The organism is Micromonospora salmantinae (assembly GCF_022230905.1).
In the GTDB taxonomy this organism is placed as follows: domain Bacteria; phylum Actinomycetota; class Actinomycetes; order Mycobacteriales; family Micromonosporaceae; genus Micromonospora; species Micromonospora salmantinae.
In genome coordinates, this window is the sequence record NZ_JAKKFG010000004.1 from 19,086 (window position 1) to 45,994 (window position 26,909).

Here is a 26,909-nt window from a genome sequence, read left to right on the forward strand (position 1 = left end):
GCGCCGGCTACTTCAGGGGGTCGTGGCCCCAGTTCATGAGGGACCAGCGCCACTTGGTGTCGCGGACGTTGCCGGAGGGACGCTGCGCCATGTGCCGGCGTACGTAGCCGACGACCTTGCGCATGTGCTTGTAGTCGCCCTCGGACAGGTCACCGCGTTTGCGACGGAGCAGGTTGATGATCTTCCGCCCGGATTCGTGCCCGACGGACTCGCCACCACCAGCACGACCGCCCTTGTGCCAGCCGACCTGCTTCGACTCGTCGGTCTCCAGCCACGTGGACAGCTCACCGGGCTTCATGTTCACCGCTTCGGTGAACTCCCGGTAGGTGTCCCGGCCGTCGTCACTTCTGCTCATGGCGCAGCGCCTCGGGGCGGTGGGCCACGTCGCGGCCCGTGCCGACACTGCGGACCCGGTACTGCGGGTCGTCGGGGTCCGCGTTCACGGCCCGCCCGCGGATCCGCGTCCGCTCGGTGATCGTCCCCCGCACCACGCCGTACGCGCGGCTGCCGTGGGCCGACCAGGAGACATGGTCGCCCTTGTGGAATCGCTGTTCGGCCATGGTCCTCGGCTACCCGGGGCGGCCAGTGCGAAACGACTACGGGGTGATCTCGGCGATCGGCAGCTTGATGTCGAACGGCTCGGCCAACTCGATCACGTCGGCGCCGTCGGCGACCAGCTCGTACTGCCGCTCACCGCCCGGCCCCACCTGGTCGCCGATCCGGTACGCGTACACGTGCACCGGGTCCTGCTCGATCCGCCAGTAGAACGGGATGCCGGCGGCGGCGTACTCACCCGGCTTCGCGAACCGGTCGATCCGTCGCGTGCCGGGCGAGACGATCTCCACGGCGAGCACGACGTCCGACGGCCGCAGAGTGGACCGGGATGGCGCCACGCCGGCCCGCCGTAGGAGCACGTCCGGCTGTCGGCTGGTGTTGGGACTCAGTCCGACTCCGACGGCCTGGACGACCCGGAGGTCAGCCGGCACATGTTGCAGCAGCCAGTGCGCTAGCAACAGCGAGATGTCTTGATGGCCCCAGGGTGAGGGAGGGTGTCACCTGGATAACTCCGTCGACGAGTTCGACGCGGGGGCGTCGTCCGGCAGGGTGAGCAGGTCCTCGAGCGTGTAGTCGGCACGCTGCTGCCGCATCGGATCCGGACACCAGGGGCCAGGTGATGTCGGGACGGGCTCGGCGCTCATGGGCACGAGCCTACCGGCGATCGATGGGGCACACGTCGGACAACGGGTGCGGCGCGCTCAGTCGGCGGGCTTCTCGGTGACGAAGATGGCGGTGCCGGGGAAGAGCCGTCCGCGCAGCGGGCTCCACTGCCCCCAGACCCCCTCGTGTCCCTCCGGCCACTCCGGCTCCACCAGGTCCAACAGCCGGAACCCGGCGCCGACCAGCTCGCGGATCCGGTCGCCGAGGGTGCGGTGCTGCTCGACGTAGGTGGCCACGCCGCTCTCGTCCTGCTCCACGTACGGGGAGCGGTCGAAGTACGAGTGCACGGCCGTCAGGCCGCCCTCGCCGGGGTCGTCGAGGAAGATCCACCGCATCGGGTGGGTCACCGAGAACACCCATCGGCCGCCCGGGCGCAGCACCCGGTGCACCTCGGCGAGCAGCGCCGCCGAGTCGTCCACGAACGGGATCGCGCCGAACGCGGTGCAGGCGACGTCGAACGACCGGTCGGCGAACGGCAGGGCGAGCGCGTCGGCCTGCACCAGCGGTATGCGTACCCCGGTGCGGTCGGCGGCCTCGGCGGCGTGGCGCAACATGCCGGCGGACAGGTCGAAGGCGACCGGCCGGGCGCCCTGGGTGGCGAGCCAGCGGGCGGCGGCCGCGGCGCCGGCGCCCACCTCCAGCACCCGCCGCCCCGACACGTCGCCGAGCAGCCGGACGTCGGCCTCGCGCAGGCCCTCGGGGCACCACACGAAGTCCACGTCGCCGAGGAACGCGCCGTGTTCGGCCTGGTAGTCGTCGGCGTCGGTGTCCCACCAGCCGCGGTTGGCGCGCCGGGCCTCGGCGTCACCCACCCGGCGCCGGGTAACCCGGCTGTCGTCATCCACGCGCTCACGCTAGGCCCCACCCACCCCATTGGGTACGGCGGCGCGTCCACGATCTGCGCGACTCCTCGCGCGGCGGGCTTGATCGACTCGTCTCCGGTGACGTCGCGCTGTCCGAGCCGGCGGGGCGGGAGGGACTGCTGTGACGCGGGATACAGCAGGGGTGCTTTCCGGGCGATTGTTCGGCTTTCGCAGGTCATCGCACGAAGAGAACCCGGGAGGGCTTGCACGCTGTGGTAATGCGCACGGTAGGCTAGACGATGCGCTCGCGGATCGCGTTGCCTCGGCAGGGAGCAGGTGCGCGGTCGACGGAGCCACATCATGATCTCACTAGGCGATCGTTCGGTGTGCCCGGCGACGGATCCGCTGGCGCGAACAGGTCACTGCGACACACCAGCCTGCTGTGACAACCCACCGACCGGAGCAACCGCCCACATGACGAGCAGCATCGAGGCCCCCTCGAGCGCCACCCGGGTCACCCACGACGATCTCGGTTCCGAGGAGGCATTCCTCGCCGCGATCGACGAGACCATCAAGTACTTCAACGACGGCGACATTGTCGAAGGCACCGTCGTCAAGGTCGATCGGGACGAGGTCCTGCTCGACATCGGCTACAAGACCGAGGGTGTCATCCCCTCTCGGGAGTTGTCGATCAAGCACGACGTGGACCCCGCCGAGGTTGTGACGGTTGGCGACCACATCGAGGCCCTGGTCCTCCAGAAGGAGGACAAGGAGGGTCGTCTGATCCTCTCCAAGAAGCGGGCACAGTACGAGCGGGCCTGGGGCACGATCGAGAAGATCAAGGACGAGGACGGCGTCGTCCGCGGTTCGGTCATCGAGGTGGTCAAGGGCGGCCTCATCCTCGACATCGGGCTGCGCGGCTTCCTGCCCGCGTCCCTGGTCGAGATGCGTCGTGTGCGCGACCTGCAGCCGTACGTCGGGCGGGAGCTCGAGGCCAAGATCATCGAGCTGGACAAGAACCGCAACAACGTGGTCCTGTCCCGCCGGGCCTGGCTCGAGCAGACGCAGTCCGAGGTGCGCACCGAGTTCCTCAACAAGCTGCAGAAGGGCCAGGTCCGCAAGGGCGTCGTGTCCTCGATCGTCAACTTCGGCGCCTTCGTGGACCTGGGCGGCGTCGACGGTCTGGTGCACGTCTCCGAGCTGTCCTGGAAGCACATCGACCACCCGTCCGAGGTCGTCGAGGTGGGCCAGGAGGTCGAGGTCGAGGTCCTGGACGTCGACCTGGACCGCGAGCGGGTCTCGCTGTCGCTGAAGGCGACCCAGGAAGACCCGTGGCGGCAGTTCGCCCGCACCCACGCGATCCAGCAGATCGTGCCGGGTAAGGTCACCAAGCTGGTTCCGTTCGGTGCGTTCGTCCGCGTGGACGACGGCATCGAGGGCCTGGTCCACATCTCCGAGCTGGCCGAGCGCCACGTGGAGATCCCGGAGCAGGTCGTCCAGGTTGGCTCCGAGGTCATGGTCAAGGTCATCGACATCGACCTGGAGCGCCGCCGGATCTCGCTGTCGCTCAAGCAGGCCAACGAGGGCTTCGTCGAGGGCGAGGAGCACTTCGACCCCACCCTCTACGGCATGGCCGCGACGTACGACACCGAGGGCAACTACATCTACCCCGAGGGCTTCGACCCGGAGACGGGCGAGTGGCTCGAGGGGTACGACAAGCAGCGCGAGACCTGGGAGAACCAGTACGCCGAGGCTCGTCTGCGCTGGGAGGCCCACACCAAGCAGGTGCAGACCTCTCGGGCTGCCGACGCCGAGGCTGCCGCCAACCCGACTCCGGCCGTTCCGGCCGCAGCCGGTGGCGGTGGCGGTGGCACCACCTCCTCGTCCAGCCCGGCCCCGAGCCGGCAGGCCGAGGAGCCGGCCGGCACGCTGGCCACCGACGAGGCGCTCGCCGCACTGCGGGAGAAGCTCGCCGGCGGTAAGTGACCCGCTGAACGACGACGGGCCCCGTCCCCGCGATCTCCGGATCGCTGGGGGCGGGGCCCTCGCCGTACCCGCCGCCAGCCGCGCGGCACCCTCGGCGGTGGGCACCGACCGGCTGGATCGTGCTCGATCCAGGATGTAGGGGCCTTCCGGGCACCGCACACCACTACATCCTGGATCAACCACGATCCTGCGGGCACGCGGGCGATGGGTGGGTTTGGCGGCGGGCTTGTCGATCCGGTTGACTGTTCGGGTGCTGAGGGTGGGGTTGACCGGCGGGATCGGGTCAGGCAAGAGCGCGGTGGCCGCGCGGCTCGTCGAGCGGGGCGCGGTGCTGATCGACGCCGACCGGGTGGCCCGGGAGGTGGTGGCGCCGGGTACGGACGGGCTGGCCGAGATCGTCGCCGCCTTCTCCGACGCGGTGGTGGGCGCCGACGGCGCACTGGACCGTGCCGCACTGGGAGCGGTGGTGTTCGCCGACGAGACCGCCCGCCGTCGGCTGGAGGCGATCACCCACCCCCGGGTCCGGGCCCGCACCGCGGAGCTGGCCGCCGCGGCGGCACCCGACGCGATAGTCGTCAACGACGTACCGCTGCTGGTCGAGGTGGGTCTCGCGCCGACGTACCACCTGGTGGTCGTGGTGCAGACGGCAGTGACGACCCGACTGGAGCGGCTGGCGCGCGACCGGGGGATGGGTCGCGCGGAGGCGGAGCGGAGGATCGCCGCCCAGGCCGACGACGCCCGCCGCCGGGCGGCGGCGGACGTGGTGCTGACAAACGACGGGAGTCTGACGGCGCTGCACGACGCCGTCGACAGGCTCTGGAAGCAGCGGTTGGTGCCCTACGAGGACAACCTGCGTCAGCGGCGGGTGGTCCCGCCGGACGCGGCCGCGGTGGCCGGGGTCGACGCGAGTTGGCCGGAGCAGTACGCGCGGCTGGCCGCCCGGATCCAGCACGCGCTCGGCTCGGATGCCCTCCGGATCGATCACATCGGTTCGACGGCGGTGCCCGGCCTGGCCGCCCAGAACGTCATCGACGTGCAGGTGGCCGTCGCCAGCCTCACCGACGCCGACGGGCCGCTTGCCGATCGGCTGGCGAGCGCCGGGTTTCCGCGGGTGCCGGGGCAGTGGTGGGACGACCCGCGCCCGGCCGGTAGGGGCCGGTGGGAGAAGCGGTTGCACGGGAGTGCGGACCCGGCCCGCCCGGTTCGTCTGCACGTGCGGGTGGCGGATTCGCCGGGTTGGCGGTACGCGTTGCTGATGCGTGACCACCTGCGTGCCGACCCGGATCAGCGGGCCGCGTACCTGCTGCTCAAGCGGGATCTGGTCGACGCGGCGCCGGAGGCCGGCGATTCCGGCACGGCTCGCAACCCGTGGTTCGACGAGGAGTACCTGCGGGCCGAGCAGTGGGCCGCGCAGACCGGCTGGCGCCCCTGAGGCGTCGGTCAGCGGGCACCAGATCGAGGGCTCGGAGACCGAGGGGTCGAAGGTCGAGGGGCGGCGGGCCGAGGGTTGGCAGCCGGTCGGGGCACGACGGCGGGCTGGAGATCCAGGTGCGCCCACGCGCCGGCGTCGGTCTGCAACTCGAGCCGGCGGAGCGACCCGTCCCGGTCGAGCCAGTAACGCAGCCGCGCGTCGGCCGGACCCGACTCGATGACGTCCACGGTCCGTCCGGCGGCAACGTCCTCGCGTACCCGCACTGCCGCGCCGCGCTGCCCGACCGACCCGGCGGCGATTGCGGCGTCGACCAGCACGCTCAGGTCGTCTCGGGCGGGCCGGGAGACCCGCCATCCCCCGGCCGGGGGCGGCAGCGGCGGCCGGACCGGCGCCTCCGCGGTGCCGCCGCCGGCATCGGCAGCCCGCAGGTCCGCCCGGGCCAGACCGGCGGCGTCGCGGCGCAGCAGGGTCCGGCGATCCGGTACGCCCAGGTCGGCGACCGCGAGGTACGCGGTGCGCGCGGTCCAGCTCAACCAGCCGGCGCCCCGCAGGTTCGTGTCAGTGCCCACCGGTGCGGTCAGCGTCACAGTGGCACCGCCGTGGGCGCGCAGCCGCGCCGGCAGCCGGTCGAGCCGACGTTGCTCGGCGTCGGTCAGCGCGCGGGGCAGACCGGGGCGGCCACCGAGTGCGTCGACCGGCCGTAGTGTCGGCCGGTCCGCGCGGTTGAAGATCATCGTGACCGGGCCGGCGCCGGGCAGCAGGGTCACCAGCTTGTGCAGCCGGGCGTCCTGATCGAGCCAGTACCGGGTCTGCCGGTCCGGGGCGGGCGTCGCGGCGCTGGGTGTGCCGATGGCCGTGCCGGCGGCTGGCGCCGCCCCGGTGGGCAGTGGTGCCTGTATCACGTCCAGTGGGCCGGCCGGGACGGCCTCGCGGGCGATCCAGCGCGCCCCGTCGGACGGTGCCGTCCGGGTCGGGGTGTCGGGACGGTCGGCGGCGAGATCGAGGAGCAGGTCGAGCACCGGTGCCAGGTGCGCCCCGGGTGCCAGTCGGTGCAGCCGCCACCGGTCCGTCGGGGGCATCAGTGGTGGAGCGGCGGGTGTGGGCACCGCCGCCGGATCGGGCCGGATCACCAGCACCGGACCGCTCTTCTGCAACAGCCCGCGTTCGGCGCCCGCTCCCGGCCCGCCCACGTCGAGGTAGAGCAGTGACCGGGACCAGTCCACCCAGCCCACCAGTTCGATGCGGGCGGCGCCGGTGCCGGCCGTGACCCGTACGCCGGCGCGCAGGTCCCGCAGGTTGGTGACCCGCACGGCGGCCAGCCGCTCGCCCTCCGTCAGGGTCAGCGGCCGGGCCGGCTCGGGCGGGTCGGGCGCCCAGCTCAACAGCCCGAGCACCAGCGCCGTCGCAGACGTCACCGCCGTCAGACCGAGCAACAGCAGCACCGTACGCCGACGACGGCCGGCCGAGGGTGGCGCGGTGGTGTCGACGGCCCCGGTGGTGTCGGCGGTGTCCGGGGTGTCGCCTGGGCGGGAGGTCTCGCGGTTCTCCGTGAGGCTTCGCTCGGCGGCGGCCCGCCGCGTGTCGCCGATCTTGCCGCCGGCGGTGGCTCGGCGCGCGCCGCCGGCGGACCGCCCGGCTGTGGACCTGCCTCCGGTGTCGTTGGCTCGGCCGGCCTTGGACGTGTTCTTGGTGTCGTTGGTTCGGCCGGCCGCCGTGGCACCGCCGGTCGAGCCGGTGCGGTGCCGCCCGCTGCCGTTGGCCGGGCCGCTGCCGGGGCTTCCGGCCTCCGGTCGGGGCATGGCGGTGCGGGCGGTGTCGGGTGCCGGGGTCGGAGAGGTGTCCACGGAGATGAAACGGGCGGGGAGGCGCCGGGGTGACGAGCAGGGGCGCTCGCGGCGGCCGGTCTGCGCCTCGAGCGCGACCACACGGGTGCGCACGCCGGACGAGCCGGGTGCTGCGACCGCAGTGCCGGGGGTGACCGGCCGTGATGTTGGCCTGGCCACCGGCCCGGTCGGCCGCCGCGAGCGGCCTACATGAAGAGGGTAGTCCCGGTGACATGGGCCACACAATGGGAATATTGAAGCCGATCACGTACCTGGCGTGACGGCCGTTCCTGTCGGACCTCCGGCGTACCGTTGACGGCATGGCGCTCGACATTCCCCGGCTGGACAGCCGCTTCCAGGTCGTCAGTGACTTTCAGCCGGCCGGCGACCAACCGGCAGCCATCGACGATCTTGAGCGTCGGGTTCGGCGCGGCGACCGCAACACCGTTCTGCTCGGCGCGACCGGCACCGGCAAGAGCGCCACCACGGCGTGGCTGATCGAGCGGCTGCAACGCCCCACCCTGGTGCTCGCCCCGAACAAGACCCTCTGCGCGCAGCTGGCGAAGGAGTTCAGCGAGCTGCTGCCGCACAACGCTGTCGAATACTTCGTCTCGTACTACGACTACTACCAGCCCGAGGCGTACATTCCGCAGACCGACACCTACATCGAGAAGGACTCCTCGATCAACGAGGAGGTGGAGCGGCTGCGGCACTCGGCGACGATGTCGCTGCTCACCCGCCGCGACGTGATCGTGGTGGCGACCGTCTCGGCGATCTACGGCCTGGGCACTCCGGAGGAGTACCTCAACCGGGCGGTGAAGGTGCAGATCGGGCAGGAGCTCGACCGCGACCAGCTGCTGCGCCGGCTGGTCGACATCCAGTACACCCGCAACGACATGGCCTTCCAGCGGGGCACCTTCCGGGTCCGCGGCGACACGCTGGAGATCATCCCGGCGTACGAGGAGCTGGCGATCCGGATCGAGCTGTTCGGTGACGAGGTGGAGAAGCTCTACTACCTCAACCCGTTGACCGGTGACGTGGTCCGCGAGGTCGACCAGCTGGTGATCTTCCCGGCCACCCACTACGCGGCCGGTCCGGAGCGGATGGAACGGGCGATCCGTGACATCGAGGTCGAGTTGGCCGAGCGCCTCGCCGAGCTGGAGCGGCAGGGCAAGCTGCTGGAGGCGCAGCGGCTGCGGATGCGCACCACCTACGACATCGAGATGATGCGGCAGGTGGGCTTCTGCTCCGGCATCGAGAACTACTCGATGCACATGGACGGGCGGCTGCCCGGCAGCCCGCCGCACGCCCTGCTCGACTACTTCCCCGACGACTTCCTCACAGTGGTCGACGAGTCGCACGTGACCATCCCGCAGATCGGCGGCATGTACGAGGGCGACGCGTCGCGCAAGCGGATGCTCATCGACCACGGCTTCCGGCTGCCCAGCGCGGCCGACAACCGGCCACTGCGTTTCGACGAGTTCCTGGAGCGGGTCGGCCAGATGGTCTACCTCTCCGCGACCCCCGGCACCTGGGAGATGGAGCAGGCCCAGGGCGAGTTCGTCGAGCAGGTGATCCGACCCACCGGTCTGGTCGACCCGGAGGTCGTGATCAAGCCGACCAAGGGCCAGATCGACGACCTGATGCACGAGATCAAGCTGCGGACCGACCGGGACGAGCGGGTGCTGGTCACCACGCTGACCAAGAAGATGGCCGAGGACCTGTCCGACTACCTCCTGGAGAACGGCATCCGGGTGCGCTACCTGCACTCGGAGGTCGACACGTTGCGCCGGGTGGAGCTGCTGCGCGAGCTGCGCAAGGGCGACTACGACGTGCTCGTCGGCATCAACCTGCTCCGCGAAGGTCTGGACCTGCCCGAGGTGTCGCTGGTGGCGATTCTCGACGCCGACAAGGAGGGCTTCCTGCGCAGTGGCCGGTCGCTGATCCAGACCATCGGGCGGGCCGCCCGTAACGTCTCCGGCCAGGTGCACATGTACGCCGACAAGATCACCCCGTCGATGGCGGCGGCGATCGACGAGACCGATCGGCGTCGGGCCAAGCAGATCGCGCACAACGAGGCGCACGGCATCAGCCCGGAGCCGCTGCGCAAGAAGATCCACGACATCCTGGACGACATCTACCGCGAGGCGGAGGACACCGAGAACTCCCGGGTCGGCGGCGCGGTGCGTCAGCTTTCCCGAGGCAAGGCACCGGTCAAGGAGACCCGCAGCCGGAGCCGGTCCGCCGCGACCACCACCTCACGGGAGGGGATGGCCCGCGCCGACCTCGCCCAGCTCATCCAGGAGCTCAACGACCAGATGTTGGCCGCCGCCCGCGAGCTTCAGTTCGAGTTGGCGGCCCGGATTCGCGACGAGGTCTCCGACCTGAAGAAGGAGCTGCGCGGCATGGACGCCGCCGGCGTGAAGTGACGGCCACCCGGTCGGCCCCGCCCAGCGCACCGCTCGGGCCCGACCGACCGGGGCACGCGAAGGGCGGGCACTGTTGACGGCGGTGGCGCCGACCGGCGAGATGGTCCTCGGGCTGCCCCACGCCAGCCTGCGTCCGTTCGTCGACAGGTACGTGGGCTACCGGGAACGGGCGGACGTGCCGCTGGTCCGCCGGGAGTCGGCGGGCGTCTTCGTGGTGCTGATCCTGGGCTGGGGCGCTCCGCTGGACGTGACAGACCCGCGTAGCGCGCAGCGTGGCGCCACCGCTGTCGACTCGTTCGTGGCCGGCACCTTCGACAGTTGGTGCACCACACGCACTGTGGGTGTGGGGGAGGGCGTCGAGTTGCTGCTCGCCCCCCTGACCGCCCGCCGGCTTCTCGGTCTGCCTCTGAGTGAGCTGACCAATCGGGCCGTCGGCGTCGGGCAGCTCCCGGGCCGTTGGCTGGATCGGCTGCGCGGCCGACTCGCCGAGGCCCCCGGCTGGTCGGAACGGTTCGACCTGCTCGACCGGGTGCTCGCCGCCCGGCTGGCGGCGTCCCCGCCGGTGGACCCGCGGCTCGACTGGGCGTGGCAGTGGCTGACCGCCAGCGGTGGACGGGGGAGCGTCGGTGTGCTCGCCGACGAGTTGGGCTGGAGCCGCCGGCACCTCGCGTCCCGGTTCCGGCTGGAGGTCGGGCTGCCGCCCAAGATGGCGGCCCGGCTGCTGCGTTTTCAGCAGGCTCACGCCGCGTCGATGCAGGCCGGCGGGGTCGGGCGGGGAGTCGACTGGGCCGCCGTGGCGGCGGGCTGTGGCTACTACGACCAGTCCCACCTGATCCGGGACTTCCACGAGTTCGCGGGGGCCACGCCGGCCGCGCTGCTCTCCGCCCGCTGACGACCGCCGGCCGACCGCAGTCGGGTCGGCGACCCGCCGAGGTCACATTCGTCCAATCCGGGGTCGCACCGCCGGCCGCAGAATCGGGTCATGCGAACCATCTATCCGATCTTCCGCTATCCCGATCCGCGCGCCGCGATCGACTGGCTCGGTGTCGCCTTCGGTTTCCGGGCGCATGCCGTGCACGAGTCGCCGGACGGCGCGGTCGCGCACGCCGAACTGGTCTTCGACACCGGCATGATCATGCTGGGTGGTCGGGCTGACACCCCGCCCCGGCCGGCCGACGACGACTGGTCGGTCTACGTGGCCGTGCCGGATGTCGACGCCCACTGCGCCCAGGCCCGCGCGGCCGGCGCCGAGATCATCCGCGAGCCGTTCGACACCGACTACGGCTCCCGTGACTACGCGGCCCGCGATCTGGCCGGCAACGTCTGGTCCTTCGGCACCTACCGACCCTGAGCCCGCCCACGCCGATGGGGGACGGGCGGCCGGCAGGCCCCGGCCTTCGCGGCCTGAAACCGTGCTGACCTGCGGGAACGGTGTGTTCGGGCTGGCCGGGCCGGCCGACGGTGTCGAATGCCCTGATTGCGGTGCGCGAGCGAGCTATTGCACTGGGTGATCGTCCTGCGTAGTCTCCCTCGGTGGGGAGGCCGGGATGCCGCTGCCAACAAGTCCTGTCATTCGACGTGCACGTCTCGGCGCAGAGCTGCGCCAACTCCGTCGGCGCGAGTCGCTGACCCTGGAGCAGGTCTGCGACCGGCTGGGCTGGGCCTCGACGTCGAAGCTGTCCCGCATCGAGCTGGGCCAGAGTCGCCCTGACCTCGCCGACGTGCTCGATCTGCTGGATGTCTACAAGGTGCCCACGCCCGCCCGGGAGGCGCTGATCGTCATCGCCCGGGACGCGGCGACCAGTCGAGGCTGGTGGAAGACGCTGGGCGAGATGAGCGAACGGCAACGCACCTACGCCGAGTTGGAGGCGGGCGCCGCCGACATCGTCGAGTACCAGCCGTCGGTGGTGCCGGGGCTGCTCCAGACGCCCGCGTACGCCCGGGTGTTGGTTGTCGCCGGCGCCCAGCTCACGCCAGAGGTCGATGTGGAGGCCGAGGTGCGCGCAAGGGCGCTGCGGCAGGAGGTGCTGCGACGGGCCTACCCGCCGCGCTACACGGCGGTGCTCGCCGAGGCCGTCTGCGACCCGGGTGACCTGCCGGTGGCGGTCTGGCGTGAACAGCTGCGTCATCTGGTCGCGGTGACCGGCCTGTCCCACGTCACGGTGCGGCTGTTGCCACGCGGAGCGGCAGGTGGCGGGCTGCATCCGCTCACACCGTATTCCTGCTACGCCTTTCCCGACCCTGCGGACCCGCGCACCGTCATGCTCGAGGCGTTGACCACCGACGTCCGGTTGGCCACCGTGCTCGACGTCGACCGCTACGAGCGGATGACAGCGGCGCTGCTGGCCGCGGCGCTGTCACCGGAGGAGACGGTCACAGCGCTGGCCCGCCGCGTCGGCGAGTAACGGCTCAGCGGTGCCGACGACGACGCGCCGCGCGGCCACCGGGCCCGGCGCCCCCGAGCCCGTCGGGACCGGCGGCCGGCGCGTGCGCCCGGCACGATAACCGCGGGGTACGACAGCTCGGCTCAGGCCGGTACGTCGAGGAAGTGTTCGACAACGGGCGGTCCCGCGAAGTGCGGCCCGATCAGCGCGCGCCACTTGTCGAACCGTTCGGTGGCCCGGAAGTTCTTCTCGTGCGCCTCGACCGAGTCCCATTCGACGAGCAGCACGAAGCGGGTCGGTGACTCGATTCCTCGGGTCATCCGCACGGAACGGCAGCCGGTCGCCCCGGCGAGCACCGGGTGACCCTCGGCGTACGCGGCGGCGAACGCGTCCTCGTGTCCGGGTAGTACGTCGATCAGCGCGACCTCAAGCACCATGTCGGACAGCCTCCCACGGCGGTCGGGGCGGGCGGTGTCGCGGGGGTCTGGCCCGGCGTCGGCGACGCACCTAGGGTGGCCTCGTGATCATCGATTGGCTCACCGGCACCGCGTTTCGGGTGGCCGGTACGGGCACCACGTGGGCGGAGCTGCTCGGGTTCGTGACCGGTGTGCTCAACGTGTGGCTGGTGGCCCGGCAGAAGATCGCCAACTGGCCGATCGGCATCGCGAACGTGCTGCTGCTCATGGTGCTGTTCTGGACCGCCGGGCTGTACGCCGACGCCGGGCTCCAGGTCGTCTACGTCGCACTCGGCTGCTACGGCTGGTGGCACTGGCTGTTCGGGGGCGAGCGGCGCACCCGGCTCACGGTCAGTCGGACGGGGCGGCGGGAGTGGCTGGCGCTGGCCGCCGCCGGGCTGCTGCTCACCGGCGCGCTCTGGGTGCTGCTGGACCGGGCCACCGACTCGACAGTGCCGCTGCCGGACGCGTTGACCACGGCGCTGTCCCTGCTGGCCACGTACGGGCAGACCCGCAAGCGGGTGGAGAGTTGGTGGCTCTGGATCGCCGCCGATCTGATCTACATCCCGTTGTACGCGTACAAGGGGCTGCACCTGACGGCCGTGCTCTACCTGGTCTTCCTCGCCCTGTGCGTACTCGGGTTGCGGGCCTGGCGCGCGGATCTGCGTCGGGCCGACCGGCCGAGCGCGGTCCCGCCCGGCCCGGCCCCGGTCACCGCGTGAACGCCGAGACATCCGGCCGCGCGCCGGCGCCACGCGGGCCGGCGCGTCCGGCCGCCGCGGAGTTCGGGCACGGGATGGTGGTGGGCAAGTTCTATCCACCGCACGCCGGGCACCACGCGCTGATCCGGGCCGCCGCCGCCCGCTGCGCCGAGGTGACAGTCGTCGTGGCGCCCGCACGTCGGGAGTCCATACCGCTCTCGCTGCGCCTCGACTGGCTGCGCGAGGTGCATGCGGACACGCCGTGGGTCCGTTTCGTCGGCCGGTACGACGACCACCCGGTGGACTATGCCGATCCGGCGGTCTGGGACGCGCACTGCGCCGTGTTCCGCGAGGCGGTCGGGTCGGGGTCGGTGGACGCGGTCTTCTCGTCCGAGGCGTACGGCGCCGAGCTGGCGCGCCGCTTCCACGCCGTACCCGTGTCGGTGGATCCGGACCGGCGGACCGTGCCGGTGTCCGGGACGGCGGTGCGCGCGGACCCGGCGGGTCACTGGCGGTGGCTCAGCCCGCCGGTGCGGGCGTGGTTCGTCCGGCGGGTCGTGGTGGTCGGGGCCGAGTCGACCGGGACCACGACGATGGCGGCGGCGCTCGCCGGGCACTACGGCACGTCCTGGGTGCCGGAGTACGGCCGGGAGTTGACCGCTCGCAAGCTGGCCCGGTTGCGGGAACGAACGCCGGAGGCGACCGTCTTCGACGTCGCCTGGGACCGGGACGACTTCCGCGCGGTGGTCCGCGAGCAGCAGGCGGCCGAGGACGCGGCGGCCCGGACGAGCGGGCCGTTGCTGGTCTGCGACACCGACGCGCGGGCGACGGCGGTGTGGGAGGAGCGCTACCTGGGCAGCGCGTCGGAGGAGGTACGGGCGGCGGCGCGTCGGCCGGCGCTGTATCTGCTGACGGATCACCAGGGGGTGCCGTTCACCGATGACGGGCTGCGCGACGGTGAGCACCTGCGGGCCTGGATGACCGAGCGCTTCCGGGCCGAGCTGGCCGGGTGCGGGGTGCCGGTGGTGGAGTTGGCCGGGTCGCACGCCGATCGGTTGGCCCGGGCGGTGCGGGCCTGCGACGACCTGCTCGCTGCCGGGTGGCCGCTCGCCGACCCGATCGCCGCACCAGACGTGCACTAGCCTCCTAGGAAGCCGAAGGCGATGTGACGCGCCGAGCAGTGTCCGGCGCCACCGGCTGCCCGGGGTGTGATCACGGGGCGTGGTGGGCAACAATGGTCACCGAGGAGGGGAGTATTCCCCCGCAACGGAGTCGTCAGCACGGTCGATCGCCGGAACCACGGCGCCCGACCCGGCCCCGTAGGTCGCCGCCCCTCTCCGGGGCGACGGCGGAAGAGACCTCCGACAGTCACCAGAGTGAGCGACAGCGGCACGCCGGCTCCCGCAGGGGCGTACGGTGTGCCCGACGCCGCGTGTCTGCCGGAGGAATGAACGTTGGACGTGTCCGGATTGGTGTGGGCGGGAACGCTTGTCGCACTGACTGCGGTCCTGCTCGTCGACCTGTTGATCATCGGTCGACGCCCGCACGAGCCGAGTGTGCGGGAGTCGAGCCTCTGGGTCGGCTTCTACGTCGGTCTCGCCCTGCTCTTCGGTGTGGGTGTCTGGCTGACCTCCGGGGCCAGCGCGGCCGGCCAGTTCTACACCGGCTGGCTCACCGAGTACAGCCTCTCGGTGGACAACCTCTTCGTCTTCGTGATCATCATGGCTCGCTTCGGGGTGCCTCGGCAGTACCAGCAGAAGGTGCTGCTCGTCGGCATCGTGCTGGCGCTGGTGATGCGCGGCGGGTTCATCGCCGCGGGTGCGGCGCTGATCACGCAGTTCTCCTGGGTCTTCTACATCTTCGGCGCGTTCCTGATCTACACCGCGGTGAACCTGGCGCGGCAGGGTGAGCCGGACGAGGACGAGTTCTCCGAGAACGTGCTGATCCGGTGGAGCCGCAAGGCGCTGCCGATCTCGAAGGACTACGACGGCGCGAAGCTCACCACCCACGTGGCCGGCAAGCGGCTGTTCACCCCGATGCTGATCGTGATGATCGCGATCGGCACCACCGACCTGATCTTCGCGTTGGACTCGATTCCGGCGATCTTCGGCATCACCCAGGAGCCGTACCTGGTCTTCACCGCGAACGTCTTCGCGCTGATGGGCCTCCGGCAGCTCTACTTCCTGCTCGGTGGCTTGCTGGACCGGCTGATCTACCTGAGCTACGGCCTGGCCGTCGTGCTCGGGTTCATCGGGGTCAAGCTGGTGCTGGAGGCACTGGCCGACAACAAACTGCCGTTCATCAACGGTGGCGAGCACGTCGGCTGGGCGCCGCACATCCCGATCTGGTTGTCGCTGCTGGTCATCATCGGCACCCTGGGCGTCGCCACCGCCGCCAGCCTGATCAAGTCCTCCCGGGACCGGCGTCGCGAGTTGGCCGACGCCCGACACTGACCGTTAGCCGGCCGGGTGCGGACACGCGCCCGGCCGGTAACCGGTCAGACCCGGTGCGCGCCCACCAGCGTGGCGGTCCGGTCTGCCGGCAGTTCCTCTTCGATGACCCGCCGCCGCCGGTAGCAGGCGTGCAGCATCCGGCGCTGGCCGCCGTCGTCTGGGGTGGCGGTGACGATGCCGATGTGATGGATCTTGCGGCCGGGTCGGGCGAAGAAGTAGAGATCGCCGGGGCGTTCCGCGCCCAACGGCAGCGGGGTGGTGGCCACTGCCTGATCGTCGGCGTCGCGGGGCAGCAGCACCCCGAACCGCCGCCAGGCCAGATGCACCAGCCCCGAGCAGTCGATTCCGTGCGCGGAGAGACCGCCCCAGATGTAGACCACGTCCAGCAGGCGTTGTGCCACCGCGAGTGCCTGCGCGGCGGCCGGCGACGCGGCCGAGGACGGGGCCAGGTGGCGGTCGGGCAGCCAGAGCGGGGTGGCCCGGCCGGGGACGTGCACCGGCCGCCAGTCGTCGAGCGCGGGGCCGGCCGGGACGAGCCGGGTGCCGACGACGACGCCGGGCAGCACCACCGGCCCGTTCGGGGCGGCGTGCAGCCCGGTGACAGTGGCGTCCACCACCAGCGGACGGTCGATGCTGGTGTGGGCCGGGTCGGGAACGGCCAGCTGATCGGCGGGGAGCCAGCCCGGGTAGCCGCGGGGGTCCAGCTTGGCGGCTGGTTGTTCGACCGCGACGACCCGGGCCCAGCCGTCCGGGCGTAGCTCGCTGACGAGGACCCGTTCGCCGAGCAGGAGTTGGCTCAGTACGCAGTCGCCGACCTGTTGGTCGGTGTCCATTCCGGAGACCCAGGTCGGGATGTCGGCGCCGGCGCTCAGCGCCGGACGGTCGACCGGGCGGACGGCCTCGGGGGAGGTCCACAGCGTCGCCACGGCGACCCGGACGACGGCCTCGCGGCCCGGTTGCAGCTCCACGTCAACCCCCAGATCGTGTCGGCTGTCCAGGGGAACCCTATGAAAGAAACCGACGGCCATCAACCACGAGCTTGCACTTTTGCTTCAGCGAGGCCGGAGATGCCCAGGCCAGGGGCGTCCGGCAGCACCACTGTCGCCCCGTCGTAGCGGATGCCGCCCTGCACCGGTGACCAGGCCAGCCACCAGGCGGCGTCCAGATCGGCGACCGCTGTGGTGCCGTACGCGGCGACCAGGCTCGCGGCCGCCCCGATGCCGACCTGGCTCTCCATCATCGAGCCGACCACAGTGCCGAGCCCGTGCGCGGTGGCCAGGTCGAGGAGGGTACGGGCCGGATGCAGCCCACCGCACTTGGCCAGCTTGACGTTGACCAGGTCGGCGGCCCGGCGGCGGATCACCTCCACCAGGTCACGGACCCCGAAGACCGCCTCGTCGGCCAGGATCGGCACGGACACCCGGTCGCTGACCCAGGCCAGCCCGTCCAGGTCCCAACGGGCCACCGGCTGCTCGACCAACTCCACGTCGAGCCCGGCGTCCTCGATGCCGCGGATCACCCGGACCGCCTCCCGGGGCGTCCAGCCCTGGTTGGCGTCCAGCCGGATCCGGGTGCCGGGGCCGACGGCCGCCCGTACCGCGCGCACCCGGTCCAGGTCGCCGGCCGCGTCGGTGCCGACCTTCAACTTGAGCACGCCGAAGCCGTCGGCCTGCCGCTGCCGTGCCGCGGTCGCCAGGTCCACCGCGTCGCCGGCGGCGAGGGTGACGTCCGTCGGGACCCGCAGCGTGGTGCCCCCGAGCAACCGCACCAGGGGTACGCCCAGCCGCCGCGCGGCGAGGTCGTGCAGGGCGACGTCCACCGCCGCCTTCGCGGCCTCGTTGCCGACCACGGCGCGCTGCACCTCGGCGCAACGGGTCACCAGGTCGTCCGGGTCACGGCCGATCAGCTGTGGGCCGAGCAACTCGCGGACGCACGCCTGCGCGCCGGCGACCGACGCGCCGGTGACCTGCCAGACCTGGGGTGCCTCACCGAAGCCGGACCGGCCGTCGCTGTCGACGAGTTCGACGACCAGGGTGTCCACTGTGGTGGTACGCCGCAGCGCGGTGACGAACGGGGTGTGTAAGGGGGCGGAAACCCGGTGGGTGCGTACCGCCGAGATCGTCATGTGAGGCACCCTATACAAAGGTTCACGGTGGGAGGGGAGACCGGATGACCGGGCAGGGCTGGGAGCTGGTGGGTGCACCGAACGCGCGTGACCTGGGTGGGCTCGTCGGCGCGGACGGGCGGCGGGTCCGGGTCGGGCAGTTGATCCGTACTCCGGCGCTGGGTCGGCTGACCGACGAGGACCTACCGGTGCTGGCGAAGCTGGGGCCGGCGTGCGTGGTGGATCTGCGCGACGCCTCGGAGATCGCTGTCGCGCCGGAGGACCGGTTCGCCGGTGAGCCACTGGTGGTGCGTCTGCCGGTGCACGACGCGGAGCACCCGGTCTTCACGTACGTCTCGGCGGTGCTGCTCGGTCACGACCTGGACGCGTACGCGGAGCTGGCCCGGCAGGGCACGGCGGGGGCGATGGCGGCGATCTACCGCTGGTTCGTCACCGGTGAGTCGGCGCGGGTCGGTTTCGCCGAGGCGGTGCGGCTGGCGTCCCGGCCGGAGAACCTGCCGCTGCTCTACCACTGCTCCGCCGGCAAGGACCGCACCGGTTGGCTGACAGTCATCCTGTTGACGGCGCTCGGGGTGGACGAGACGGCCATTCGCGCCGACTACCTGCGCAACAACGAGCTGACCGACAGCCTGCGGGCGGTGATCGTCGAGGCGATGCGTCGGCGGAATCCCGAGTTGGACGTCGACGCGGTGTTGCCGGTGCTGGAGGTTCGCGCCGAGTACCTCGACGCCGGTTACGCCGAGGTGCGTCGGGTGCACGGCTCGTTCGACGCGTACCTGCGCGACGGGCTGGGGCTCACCGATGGCGACCTCAGGGCGTTGCGGGCGCAGTTGCTGGAGTGACAGGTGCGCCGGTGCCGGTGCCGGTGCCGGCGGCGCGGCCGGTGACGATCAGTGCCTGGCCGGCGGCGTAGGTCGCCATGACCAGCACCGGCGCGCCGGCTGGCTGGGCCACCTCGGCCACCCCGGCGGCGATCAGCAGGTCGGAGCCGAGGAAGAGCGCGGCGCCGAGACCGACCCGCCAGCCCTGGGTGGCGGCGGTGCTCGCCATGGCGGCCAGCGCGATCGCGTAGCCGGCCACCGGTACGGCCAGCCCGACGTCGGTCAGCCCCGCCCACATCCAGGTCAGCGCGATGACGGTCAGCACCGCGTACCCCAGGGGGACGGCGACCAGCGGCGTGCGGCGCAGCGCTGTCGCGGCGCCGTGTCGGGTGAAGGCCGCGAGGTAGCAGAGGTGCGTGCCGAGGAAGCAGGCCATGCCGGCGAGGAACCAGCCGGTGCCGTCGATCATCAGGGCGACGTCGCCGCCGGTGGCGAAGGCCAGCGCGGCGAGTAGCAGCCGGTCCGGTCGGGCCGCGCGTTCGGCGCTGACCCGCCAGAGGTACGCGGCCAGCAGCGGCATCAGCAGCGGCTTGGTCAGCAGGAAGGCCAGGCCGCCGCCGGTGGCGTTGGCCAACAGGTTCGCGGCCGTCACGACGAGGAAGGCGATCAGCACGGTGCGACTGCGGGGCATCGGCGGCTCCGGGGTGGGGGTGCGAGCAGCCTAGCCGCAGTCGGTGGCGCTGACCTCGCCGCCGAGGCTGTCGGGTCAGAGCTGGTGGCGGGCCGCCCAGACCTGCGCCGAGATGTGCGCGAGCAGCAGGCAGGCGTCGTCCTCCACCTGGTCGTCGCCCCCGGCCAGGTCGGTGGTGGTGCAGACGGCGATGAGGTACGGCGGGGCGTCGTCGGGCAGCACCAGGCCGGCGCCGTGGCGGACGCCGCGTACCCAACCGTTCTTGTGCGCGATGCGGGTGCCCTCGGGCAGGCCGGCGGCGAGGTCCTCGCGGTGTTCCTGGGCGAGCAGGACGTCCAGCATTGTGGTGCAGGCGGCCGGTGAGGCGAGTGGGCCGGGGGTGCCGGTCCCGGTGGCCAGGGCGCCGAGCAGGGCGGCCAGGTCGGCGGCGGTGACCGTGTTGGTGATGCCGGCCTCGCGGGCGGCGAAGTCCTCGATGCCGCGGCCGGTGACGCTGTTGCGGGCGCCGGCGAGGGCCCAGACCTCGGCGACCGCGGGCAGCCCGACGTGGCCGAGGACGAGGTTGGTGGCGAGGTTGCTGGAGCGCACGATCATCCGGTCGGCCAGCCAGCGCAGTGTCGCGGTGCCGCCGACGCGGTCCCAGACCGCGTCGTCGTTGTCGTAGGGCTGCGCGTTGGCGAAGCGGGGTGCGCCGGGCTGGGCGGAGTCGAAGTCGTTGACGACGGGGACCGGGGCGTCCAGGTCCAGGGTGCCGGCCTCGGCGGCGCGGTGCAGCGCGGCGAGCACCGCCACCTTCATGGTGCTCGCGGCGTAGTGGCCGGCGTCCGCGTGGCGGGTCCAGGTCGGCGGCGCGTCGAGCCGCCCCACGTACGCGGAGACGGTGCCGGGCACCCGGTCCAGGTGGGCGTCGAGATCATCCCAGGTCATGCCGGTGACCGTAGCGGATCAAGCGGGGGTGGGCTCGCGTACCCGTCGGGGGAAAAAATCACCGGGCGCGCCGGCCGCTTGCGGCCGACGCGCCCGGTGTCGGGTGCTGGTGGGTCAGCCGGCGTGCTTGCGGCGGGCGGCGGCCCGGCCCCGCAGCTGCTGGTCGAGCACCACCTTGCGGATGCGCACCGCGGTCGGGGTGACCTCGACGCACTCGTCCTCGCGGCAGAACTCCAGGGCCTGCTCCAGCGAGAGCTTGCGCGGCGGGATCAGCTTCTCCGTCTCGTCGGAGGTCGACGCCCGCATGTTGGTGAGCTTCTTCTCCTTGGTGATGTTGACGTCCATGTCGTCGGAGCGGGAGTTCTCCCCGACGATCATGCCCTCGTACACCTCGGTGGTGGGGTCGACGAAGAGCTGGCCACGCTCCTGAAGGTTGATCATCGCGAAGGCGGTGACCGCGCCGGCCCGGTCGGCGACCAGCGAACCGTTGTTGCGGGTGCGCAGCTCGCCGAACCACGGCTCGTAGGACTCGAAGACGTGGTGCAGGATGCCGGTGCCCCGGGTGTCGGTGAGGAACTCGGTGCGGAAGCCGATCAGGCCGCGCGCCGGCACCAGCCACTCCATCCGGATCCAGCCGGTGCCGTGGTTGACCAGCTGCTCCATCCGGCCCTTGCGGGTGGCGAGGAGCTGGGTGATCGCGCCCAGGTACTCCTCCGGGGCGTCGATGGTCAGCCGCTCGACCGGCTCGCAGGTCTTGCCGTCGATCTCCCGGGTGACCACCTGCGGCTTGCCGACGGTCAGCTCGTAGCTCTCCCGGCGCATCTGCTCGACCAGGATGGCCAGCGCCAGCTCGCCGCGGCCCTGCACCTCCCAGGCGTCCGGCCGCTCGGTGGGCAGGACCCGCAGGGACACGTTGCCGATCAGCTCCTTGTCGAGCCGGTCCTTGACCATCCGCGCGGTGACCTTGGAGCCCTTGACCCGGCCGACCAGCGGCGAGGTGTTGGTGCCGATGGTCATCGAGATGGCCGGCTCGTCGACCGTGATCAGCGGCAGCGCGACCGGGTTCTCGACGTCGGCGAGGGTCTCACCGATCATGATCTCCGGGATGCCGGCGACGGCGATGATGTCGCCCGGGCCGGCGGTCTCGGCCGACGTGCGCTCCAGGCCCTCGGTCATCAGCATCTCGGAGATGCGGACCCGCTGAGTGCTGCCGTCGGTGCGGCACCAGGCCACCGTCTGACCCTTGTTGATGGTGCCCTGGCGGACCCGGCACAGCGCGAGCCGGCCGAGGAACGGCGAGGCGTCCAGGTTGGTGACGTGGGCCTGCAACGGCGCGCCGTCCTCGTACGAGGGTGCCGGGATGGTGTCCAGCAGGGTGCGGAACAGCGGCTCCAGGGAGGTGCTGTCGTCGGGCACCGAGCCGTCGGCGGGCTGGGTCAGCGAGGCGATGCCGTCGCGGGCGCAGGCGTAGACGATCGGGAAGTCGATCTGCTCCTCGTCGGCGTCCAGGTCGAGGAAGAGCTCGTAGGTGTCGTCCACGACCTCCTTGATCCGGGCATCCGGACGGTCCACCTTGTTGATCACCAGGATGATCGGCATCCGGGCCCGCAGCGCCTTACGCAGCACGAAGCGGGTCTGCGGCAGCGGACCCTCGCTGGCGTCGACGAGCAGCACCACACCGTCGACCATGGTCAGGCCGCGCTCCACCTCGCCGCCGAAGTCGGCGTGGCCGGGGGTGTCGATGATGTTGATGGTGACCGGGTCGGAGCCGTCCGCCGGCAGGTAACGCACGCCGGTGTTCTTGGCCAGGATCGTGATGCCCTTTTCCCGCTCCAGGTCACCGGAGTCCATCACCCGCTCGGTGTTCTCGCCGCGTGCGCCGTACGCGCCGGCCTGCCGCAACATGGCGTCGACCAGGGTGGTCTTGCCGTGGTCGACGTGAGCGATGATGGCGACGTTGCGGAGGTCGGTGCGAAGCTGCATACCCTCTATCCTTCCGCCTGCGCTCGCGCAGGCTGCGTCGGGGTCACCCCCAGGTGCCCCTGATCTATGGTGAAACCGCTGTGCCGGTGGTTCCCCGGGCTGGCATGCTGGCACCCGTGTCCCGGGGGCCTGAGTGCACGAGCTGCTGACCTGGGTGCAGGGTCTGCCCACCCTGTGGATCTACCTGGTCGCCGCGCTGATCGTGGCGGGCGAGACCGCGGTGATCTTCGGCCTGCTCGTGCCGGGTGAGGCTACCCTGCTGCTCGTCGGCTTCCTCACCTACAACGGTACCTTGCGGCTCGGGCCGGCGTTGCTCGCGATGATCGTCGCGGCGGTTCTCGGCGATGGGCTGGCCTTTCGGGCCGGACGGCGGTACGGCCCACGGCTGCGCGCCGGGCTGGGTCACCGGGTCGGGCCGCAACGGTGGGCCCGCGCCGACGCCATGCTCGCCCGCCTCGGTGGTCGGGGGGTGTTCGCCGCCCGATGGGTGGCTTTCGCCCGGACCCTGGTGCCCCGGCTGGCCGGTGCGGCCGGTATGCCGTACCGGCGGTTCGCCCTCTGGAACCTGGCCGGGGTGGTGACCTGGGTGGGCGGTTCGGTGCTGCTCGGTCACCTCGCCGGTGAGTCGTACGACACGGTCTCCCGGCTGCTCGGCCGGGCCACCGGGGTGACATTCCTGTTGCTGGCCGGCCTGGTGGGTGTGGTGCTCGTGGGTCGATGGCTGGGCCGTAACCCCGACCCGGTGCGCGCGCTGCTGTCCCGGGCCGGCGCGCTGCCCCCGGTGCGGTGGCTCACCGCCCGCTACGGGGTGCTGTTCTTCCTGGTGGCCATGCGGATCGGCCCGGCCTGGACGCTGCTGCTCAATCTGGCCGCCGGGCTGTTGCTGCTGTTCGCCGCCGGGCTCGCCATCGCCGGTCTGCTCGCGGTGGCGGTCCGCAACAGTGGGCTCGCCGCGCTGGACGGCGCCATCGCGGGGTGGTTCGCCGCTCGGCGTACCCCGGACGCCGCCGACGCCACACTGGTAGTGGTGTCGGTGGTACGCGGGTCGGTGCTGATCCTGTTGGTGGCGCTGGTGGCGGCGGTGCTGGCGTGGCGCAACCGACCCTGGCGGGCGGACCTGCTCAGCGTGGTCGGCACTGTGGGCGCGTTCGTGCCGCTGGTGGTGCTGGCCCTGGTGGCCGAACTGACCGGCCCGAATGGGACCGCCCCGGGCGGCGGTGAGGTGGCTCCGCTCTCCACCCAGAACGCCGTGGTCGCGGCGAGCTTCTGCACCCTGGCGTGGCTGGTGTCGCGCAGCGCCCACTGGCCGGTGGCGGTGGCCGCCTGGACCGCTGCGGCGGCAGGGGTGCTCGGGATCGGCGGCGCGCGGCTCTACCTCGGACTGGACACGGCGAGCGGGACGGCCGCGGCGGTGCTGCTCGGGGTGCTCTGGACTGTGGTGTTCATGGTCGCCTGGGCGACTCGGGACCGGGCGGTGGGCGACGGTCAGCCCCCGGTCGACCAGGCCCCCCGGCGGCCCTCGCAGGGGCAACGCCGCCCGGTCGAACCTTGTTAGGGTGCGGCGACAATCACACGGGGGAGGCAACGCCATGGTTCGACGCACCGATCGGCTGGGCGCCGCAGTGCTCGCCGGGCTTCTGCTGGCGAGCGCACTGGTCGGCTGCGCCGCCAAGGGGGAGAGCCCATCGGGCCTGGCCGCGCCGGTCGCCGTCACCGACGGGCCGACCGATGCACCTTCCGACGAGGTCGACGGGGAGCCGAGCCCGTCGGTGAGCGCCGTGGAATCGATGGGTTCCGCGCCGAGTCGTAGCGCGACCCCGAAGCCGAAGACGACGAAGAAGCCGACCCGGGCGGCGCCGAAGCCGCGAGCGGTGCCGAAGCCGCCCACCGAGACCGAGGTTCCGCCGGCGCCCCCGAAGCCGGCACCCAGTTCCTGCAAGCCGACCTACAAGGGCACCCAGGCGAGCCGGTCCGAGGTGAAGGCAGCGCTGACCGATGCGGCCAACCGCACCTACTGGCCGGTCTCCGCGCCGGACATCAAGATCCCGCTCAACCTGCTCAAGGCCACCGCGTGGCAGGAGAGCGGCTGGCAGTCCAACATCTACGCCTGCGACGGTGGGGTCGGGCTGTTGCAGGTGATGCCGGACACCGCTACCTGGATGAACCAGCGGTTCGAGAAGAGCTACAAGATCGACGCCTACCAGGACAACGCCTACCTCGGCGCCACCTACCTGGCCTGGGCGACGAAGTACATCGGCGACATGTACTTCGAGTCCGACTTCCGGCTCGATCCGGCACTGTGCACCAGCGAGCTGAATTCCTGCCTGCTCAACGCCGTCATCGCCGCGTACAACTTCGGTCACGGTGCGGTGGCGCAGGAGGGGGAGCCGCTGGCCATCCCCAACCCGTCGTACGTGCGCAACGTGCGGGCGCTGATGAGCGAGTGCGTCTGCCTGGCGTACTGACCTGGTCGGGGCCGTGGCGGATTCGCCACGGCCCCGACGAGTCGGTCAGTCGTGCGCGGCGACCGGCTCGGGCGAGCGCGGGGTGGCCCGCACCGGGTCGCGCGTGTTGCGGCCGGGCCACCAGAAGCGGTCGCCGAGCAGGAACGCCAGCGCCGGCACCAGGACCGTGCGGACCAGCAGGGTGTCGAGCAGGACACCGATGCAGACGATGATCCCGATCTGGGTCAGGGTGATCAGCGGGAGCACGCCGAGCACGGCGAAGACCGCGGCGAGCAGCACTCCGGCGCTGGTGATCACACCGCCGGTGACCCGCAGGGCGGAGAGCATCCCGGCGCGGGTGCCGGCGCTGCGGGCGTCCTCCCGGGCCCGGGTGACCAGGAAGATGTTGTAGTCCACCCCGAGCGCCACCAGGAACACGAAGGCGAGCAGCAGCACACCGCTGTCCAGGGCCGGGAAGCCCAGCACGTGGTCGAAGAGCAGCCAGGCCGCGCCGAGGCTGGCGAAGTACGACGCGATCACGGTGAGCACCAACAGCAGCGGCGCGAGCAGACCGCGTAGCAGCAGCACGAGCACGGCGCCGACCAGCAGCAGGATGATCGGCAGGATGAGTCGCAGATCCCGGTCGTTGGCCTCGTCGGAGTCGTAGGTGGCGGCCACGGAGCCACCGACGATCGCCCCGGACGGGGCGTCGGCGCCGGCGGCGGCCGGCGGCGCGGAGTCGGGAACGGCGGCGACCGCCGCCCGTAGCGCCTCGATCGCGCGGTCCGAGGCGGTGGTGCCGGGTTCGGCGTCGAGGACCACGTCGACCTGGGCGACGGCCGCGCCGGCGTCGCCGGGGCGCGCCGAGGCGACACCGGGTACGGCGGTGGCGGCGGCGGTGACCGCCCGCACCGCCGCCGGGGTGGTGATCACGGCGACGGGCTGGGTGCTGCCGGCGGGGAAGGCCCTGGCCAGGGTCTGTGCCCCGGTCACCGCCTCGGGCTCGGCCCGGAACTGTTCGGTCTCGGACAGGCCGGTACGGATGCCGAGCCCACCCAGTGCCAGGCCGCCGAGCAGCACTGTGGCCAGCGTCGCGACCACCACCGGGCGGCGTTGCACGGCGGTGCCGAGTCGACCCCAGAGCCGACCCTCGCGCACCGGGCCGCCGACCCGGGGTACGAAGGGCCAGAACAGGCCGCGACCGAAGAGCACCAGCACGGCGGGGAGCACGAACAGGGCCGAGAGCATGGCGAAGACCACACCGGTGGCGCACGCCACGGCCAGTGCCCGGTTGGTCTCCTGCTCACTGAGCAGCAGGGTGAGGACGCCGAGCACGACGGTGCCGCCGCTGGCGAGGATGGGCTCCGCGGTGCGGCGCAGCGCGGCGCGCATCGCCGCGAACCGGTCCTCCTCGCGGCGCAGCTCCTCCCGGTAGCGGGCGATGAGCAGCAGCGCGTAGTCGGTGGCGGCGCCGAAGACCAGCACGCTGGCGATGCCGGTGACCTGGCCCTGCTGGAGGTTGATGCCGACGCCCGGCACGATGACGTCCACCGCGCGCAGGGTGAGCTGCTCGGTGGCGGCGACCACGACCAGCGGCACGATCCACAGGAACGGGCTGCGATAGGTGATCAGCAGGAGCAGCGCGACCACGCCGGCGGTCACCACGAGCAGTGTGACGTCGGCGCCGTCGAACACCGAGGAGAGGTCGGCGGTGAACGCCGGGGCGCCGGTCACCTCGGCGGTCAGCCCGTCAGGCAGGTTCATGAGGTTGGCGCGCAGCTGGGTCACCGTGTCGGTGACGACCTCCTGCCCGCCGGCGGTGTCCAGCGGCACGGCGACCAGGGCCACCGCGCCGTCCGGGGAGACCTGGGCGGGGCTGACCTGCCCGCCCACCGCGAGTCGGCGTAGGTCGTCGGCGCGAGCGCCGATGGTCGCCCGGTCGGTCCCGCTCAGCGCGCCGCCGTCACCACGACTGATCACCACGATGGCCGGCTGCACGTCGCTGGAGGGCAGCTGATCCTGGAGACGTTGCACCTGGGTCGACTGCCACTGCACGGACAGGCCGGTGGCGGAGACCGGCGCCGGGTTGTCCGGCTGGGGTGTGCCGAAGACGGCAGCGCCCACGACGATCGCGGCGGCCACTGTGAGCCAGGCGGCCAGCCGGCCACGAGCGACTCTGGTGAACACAGACATCAGGTGACCTCAAGGTCTTTCGGAAGTCGAGTATCTTGATA

24 protein-coding genes and 1 pseudogene are annotated in these 26,909 nt (G+C 71.9%); 12 read left to right on the forward strand and 13 right to left on the reverse strand.

The window, feature by feature from the left end; all coding sequences use genetic code 11:
- Nucleotides 1-7 precede the first annotated feature (7 nt).
- The 5 genes and pseudogenes from PSH03_RS02640 to PSH03_RS02660 all read right to left on the reverse strand — a co-directional run bounded on the left by PSH03_RS02640 (nucleotide 8) and on the right by PSH03_RS02660 (nucleotide 2,063).
- Complete coding sequence (locus tag PSH03_RS02640; protein ID WP_030489062.1) at nucleotides 8-355, reverse strand: DUF3140 domain-containing protein; 348 nt, start codon at nucleotides 353-355, stop codon at nucleotides 8-10.
- Nucleotides 342-560 (reverse strand): hypervirulence associated TUDOR domain-containing protein, encoded by a 219-nt coding sequence (locus tag PSH03_RS02645; RefSeq protein WP_238688138.1) that lies wholly within the window; start codon nucleotides 558-560, stop codon nucleotides 342-344. Before PSH03_RS02645 ends, PSH03_RS02640 begins: the two co-directional genes overlap by 14 nt.
- A gap of 36 nt (nucleotides 561-596) precedes the next feature.
- Nucleotides 597-1,037: pseudogene (locus PSH03_RS02650) on the reverse strand (Uma2 family endonuclease); the annotation flags it as partial.
- Nucleotides 1,038-1,052: 15 nt separating this feature from the next.
- Nucleotides 1,053-1,199 carry a hypothetical protein gene (locus PSH03_RS02655; protein ID WP_238688140.1) on the reverse strand — a complete coding sequence of 49 codons (147 nt, stop codon included), beginning with the start codon at nucleotides 1,197-1,199 and terminating at the stop codon, nucleotides 1,053-1,055.
- A gap of 57 nt (nucleotides 1,200-1,256) precedes the next feature.
- Nucleotides 1,257-2,063: a class I SAM-dependent methyltransferase gene (locus tag PSH03_RS02660; protein ID WP_238688141.1), complete on the reverse strand. Its 807-nt coding sequence runs from the start codon at nucleotides 2,061-2,063 to the stop codon at nucleotides 1,257-1,259.
- Between the two features lie 432 nt (nucleotides 2,064-2,495).
- On the opposite strand from PSH03_RS02660, the gene rpsA reads away from it, so the two are divergent.
- Both rpsA and coaE read left to right on the forward strand, forming a co-directional pair.
- Nucleotides 2,496-4,007 (forward strand): 30S ribosomal protein S1, encoded by a 1,512-nt coding sequence (gene rpsA, locus PSH03_RS02665; protein WP_091407939.1) that lies wholly within the window; start codon nucleotides 2,496-2,498, stop codon nucleotides 4,005-4,007.
- A gap of 250 nt (nucleotides 4,008-4,257) precedes the next feature.
- On the forward strand, nucleotides 4,258-5,439 hold the full coding sequence (coaE, locus tag PSH03_RS02670; protein ID WP_238688142.1) for a dephospho-CoA kinase: 1,182 nt from the start codon (nucleotides 4,258-4,260) through the stop codon (nucleotides 5,437-5,439).
- An 8-nt stretch (nucleotides 5,440-5,447) separates the two neighbouring features.
- On the opposite strand, the gene PSH03_RS02675 is transcribed toward coaE, so the two are convergent.
- Nucleotides 5,448-7,376, reverse strand: coding sequence for a hypothetical protein (locus PSH03_RS02675; protein ID WP_238688143.1), 1,929 nt, complete (start codon nucleotides 7,374-7,376; stop codon nucleotides 5,448-5,450).
- 206 nt (nucleotides 7,377-7,582) lie between these two features.
- On the opposite strand from PSH03_RS02675, the gene uvrB reads away from it, so the two are divergent.
- From uvrB to PSH03_RS02695, 4 genes are all read left to right on the forward strand, one after another.
- The gene (uvrB, locus tag PSH03_RS02680) at nucleotides 7,583-9,691 is read left to right on the forward strand and encodes an excinuclease ABC subunit UvrB (RefSeq protein ID WP_210785907.1); all 2,109 of its coding nucleotides are present in this window, start codon (nucleotides 7,583-7,585) and stop codon (nucleotides 9,689-9,691) included.
- 82 nt (nucleotides 9,692-9,773) lie between these two features.
- Entirely contained in the window at nucleotides 9,774-10,583 is an 810-nt protein-coding gene (locus tag PSH03_RS02685; RefSeq protein ID WP_238688144.1) for a helix-turn-helix domain-containing protein, read from the forward strand.
- A gap of 90 nt (nucleotides 10,584-10,673) precedes the next feature.
- The gene (locus PSH03_RS02690; protein WP_238688145.1) at nucleotides 10,674-11,042 is read left to right on the forward strand and encodes a VOC family protein; all 369 of its coding nucleotides are present in this window, start codon (nucleotides 10,674-10,676) and stop codon (nucleotides 11,040-11,042) included.
- A 196-nt stretch (nucleotides 11,043-11,238) separates the two neighbouring features.
- The gene (locus PSH03_RS02695; RefSeq protein WP_210785905.1) at nucleotides 11,239-12,096 is read left to right on the forward strand and encodes a helix-turn-helix domain-containing protein; all 858 of its coding nucleotides are present in this window, start codon (nucleotides 11,239-11,241) and stop codon (nucleotides 12,094-12,096) included.
- A 122-nt stretch (nucleotides 12,097-12,218) separates the two neighbouring features.
- Here PSH03_RS02695 and PSH03_RS02700 read toward each other — a convergent pair whose 3' ends face one another.
- Entirely contained in the window at nucleotides 12,219-12,512 is a 294-nt protein-coding gene (locus tag PSH03_RS02700; RefSeq protein WP_210785904.1) for an antibiotic biosynthesis monooxygenase family protein, read from the reverse strand.
- 83 nt (nucleotides 12,513-12,595) lie between these two features.
- Here PSH03_RS02700 and pnuC point away from each other — a divergent pair, with 83 nt between their 5' ends.
- The 3 genes from pnuC to PSH03_RS02715 all read left to right on the forward strand — a co-directional run bounded on the left by pnuC (nucleotide 12,596) and on the right by PSH03_RS02715 (nucleotide 15,684).
- The gene (gene pnuC / locus PSH03_RS02705; protein ID WP_124858838.1) at nucleotides 12,596-13,252 is read left to right on the forward strand and encodes a nicotinamide riboside transporter PnuC; all 657 of its coding nucleotides are present in this window, start codon (nucleotides 12,596-12,598) and stop codon (nucleotides 13,250-13,252) included.
- Nucleotides 13,249-14,373 carry an AAA family ATPase gene (locus tag PSH03_RS02710; protein ID WP_238688146.1) on the forward strand — a complete coding sequence of 375 codons (1,125 nt, stop codon included), beginning with the start codon at nucleotides 13,249-13,251 and terminating at the stop codon, nucleotides 14,371-14,373. The genes pnuC and PSH03_RS02710 overlap by 4 nt, the downstream gene beginning before the upstream one ends.
- A gap of 312 nt (nucleotides 14,374-14,685) precedes the next feature.
- Nucleotides 14,686-15,684, forward strand: a complete 999-nt coding sequence (locus tag PSH03_RS02715) for a TerC family protein (protein WP_238685543.1) — start codon at nucleotides 14,686-14,688, stop codon at nucleotides 15,682-15,684.
- 44 nt (nucleotides 15,685-15,728) lie between these two features.
- Here PSH03_RS02715 and PSH03_RS02720 read toward each other — a convergent pair whose 3' ends face one another.
- Nucleotides 15,729-16,652 carry a C40 family peptidase gene (locus PSH03_RS02720; RefSeq protein WP_238688147.1) on the reverse strand — a complete coding sequence of 308 codons (924 nt, stop codon included), beginning with the start codon at nucleotides 16,650-16,652 and terminating at the stop codon, nucleotides 15,729-15,731.
- Between the two features lie 59 nt (nucleotides 16,653-16,711).
- A complete protein-coding gene (locus PSH03_RS02725; protein WP_238688148.1) occupies nucleotides 16,712-17,809 on the reverse strand; it encodes a mandelate racemase/muconate lactonizing enzyme family protein in 1,098 nt (365 codons plus the stop codon).
- A 44-nt stretch (nucleotides 17,810-17,853) separates the two neighbouring features.
- Between PSH03_RS02725 and PSH03_RS02730 the strand changes: the two genes are divergently transcribed.
- Entirely contained in the window at nucleotides 17,854-18,651 is a 798-nt protein-coding gene (locus PSH03_RS02730; protein WP_210785899.1) for a tyrosine-protein phosphatase, read from the forward strand.
- Here PSH03_RS02730 and PSH03_RS02735 read toward each other — a convergent pair.
- The 3 genes from PSH03_RS02735 to typA form a co-directional block, all read right to left on the reverse strand.
- Nucleotides 18,620-19,321, reverse strand: a complete 702-nt coding sequence (locus tag PSH03_RS02735; protein ID WP_238688149.1) for a lysoplasmalogenase — start codon at nucleotides 19,319-19,321, stop codon at nucleotides 18,620-18,622. The two genes, PSH03_RS02730 and PSH03_RS02735, sit on opposite strands and share 32 nt — an antisense overlap.
- 75 nt (nucleotides 19,322-19,396) lie before the next feature.
- The gene (locus PSH03_RS02740; RefSeq protein WP_238688150.1) at nucleotides 19,397-20,248 is read right to left on the reverse strand and encodes a serine hydrolase; all 852 of its coding nucleotides are present in this window, start codon (nucleotides 20,246-20,248) and stop codon (nucleotides 19,397-19,399) included.
- Nucleotides 20,249-20,362: 114 nt separating this feature from the next.
- Nucleotides 20,363-22,231, reverse strand: coding sequence for a translational GTPase TypA (typA, locus tag PSH03_RS02745; RefSeq protein WP_124858831.1), 1,869 nt, complete (start codon nucleotides 22,229-22,231; stop codon nucleotides 20,363-20,365).
- Nucleotides 22,232-22,364: 133 nt separating this feature from the next.
- Between typA and PSH03_RS02750 the strand changes: the two genes are divergently transcribed.
- Nucleotides 22,365-23,786: a DedA family protein gene (locus tag PSH03_RS02750; protein ID WP_210787206.1), complete on the forward strand. Its 1,422-nt coding sequence runs from the start codon at nucleotides 22,365-22,367 to the stop codon at nucleotides 23,784-23,786.
- Nucleotides 23,787-23,820: 34 nt separating this feature from the next.
- A complete protein-coding gene (locus PSH03_RS02755) occupies nucleotides 23,821-24,696 on the forward strand; it encodes a lytic transglycosylase domain-containing protein (RefSeq protein ID WP_210787204.1) in 876 nt (291 codons plus the stop codon).
- A gap of 45 nt (nucleotides 24,697-24,741) precedes the next feature.
- On the opposite strand, the gene PSH03_RS02760 is transcribed toward PSH03_RS02755, so the two are convergent.
- Nucleotides 24,742-26,868, reverse strand: coding sequence for an MMPL family transporter (locus tag PSH03_RS02760; RefSeq protein ID WP_238688151.1), 2,127 nt, complete (start codon nucleotides 26,866-26,868; stop codon nucleotides 24,742-24,744).
- Nucleotides 26,869-26,909: the final 41 nt, after the last annotated feature.

Bases quoted from the DNA above. Each gene is read 5' to 3' on its own strand.
- PSH03_RS02640 (WP_030489062.1), bottom strand. From the start codon at position 355: ATGAGCAGAAGTGACGACGGCCGGGACACCTACCGGGAGTTCACCGAA.
- PSH03_RS02645 (WP_238688138.1), bottom strand. From the start codon at position 560: ATGGCCGAACAGCGATTCCACAAGGGCGACCATGTCTCCTGGTCGGCC.
- PSH03_RS02655 (WP_238688140.1), bottom strand. From the start codon at position 1,199: ATGAGCGCCGAGCCCGTCCCGACATCACCTGGCCCCTGGTGTCCGGAT.
- rpsA (WP_091407939.1), top strand. From the start codon at position 2,496: ATGACGAGCAGCATCGAGGCCCCCTCGAGCGCCACCCGGGTCACCCAC.
- uvrB (WP_210785907.1), top strand. From the start codon at position 7,583: ATGGCGCTCGACATTCCCCGGCTGGACAGCCGCTTCCAGGTCGTCAGT.
- PSH03_RS02690 (WP_238688145.1), top strand. From the start codon at position 10,674: ATGCGAACCATCTATCCGATCTTCCGCTATCCCGATCCGCGCGCCGCG.
- PSH03_RS02695 (WP_210785905.1), top strand. From the start codon at position 11,239: ATGCCGCTGCCAACAAGTCCTGTCATTCGACGTGCACGTCTCGGCGCA.
- PSH03_RS02700 (WP_210785904.1), bottom strand. From the start codon at position 12,512: ATGGTGCTTGAGGTCGCGCTGATCGACGTACTACCCGGACACGAGGAC.
- PSH03_RS02725 (WP_238688148.1), bottom strand. From the start codon at position 17,809: ATGACGATCTCGGCGGTACGCACCCACCGGGTTTCCGCCCCCTTACAC.
- PSH03_RS02730 (WP_210785899.1), top strand. From the start codon at position 17,854: ATGACCGGGCAGGGCTGGGAGCTGGTGGGTGCACCGAACGCGCGTGAC.
- PSH03_RS02735 (WP_238688149.1), bottom strand. From the start codon at position 19,321: ATGCCCCGCAGTCGCACCGTGCTGATCGCCTTCCTCGTCGTGACGGCC.
- PSH03_RS02740 (WP_238688150.1), bottom strand. From the start codon at position 20,248: ATGACCTGGGATGATCTCGACGCCCACCTGGACCGGGTGCCCGGCACC.
- typA (WP_124858831.1), bottom strand. From the start codon at position 22,231: ATGCAGCTTCGCACCGACCTCCGCAACGTCGCCATCATCGCTCACGTC.
- PSH03_RS02755 (WP_210787204.1), top strand. From the start codon at position 23,821: ATGGTTCGACGCACCGATCGGCTGGGCGCCGCAGTGCTCGCCGGGCTT.
- PSH03_RS02760 (WP_238688151.1), bottom strand. From the start codon at position 26,868: ATGTCTGTGTTCACCAGAGTCGCTCGTGGCCGGCTGGCCGCCTGGCTC.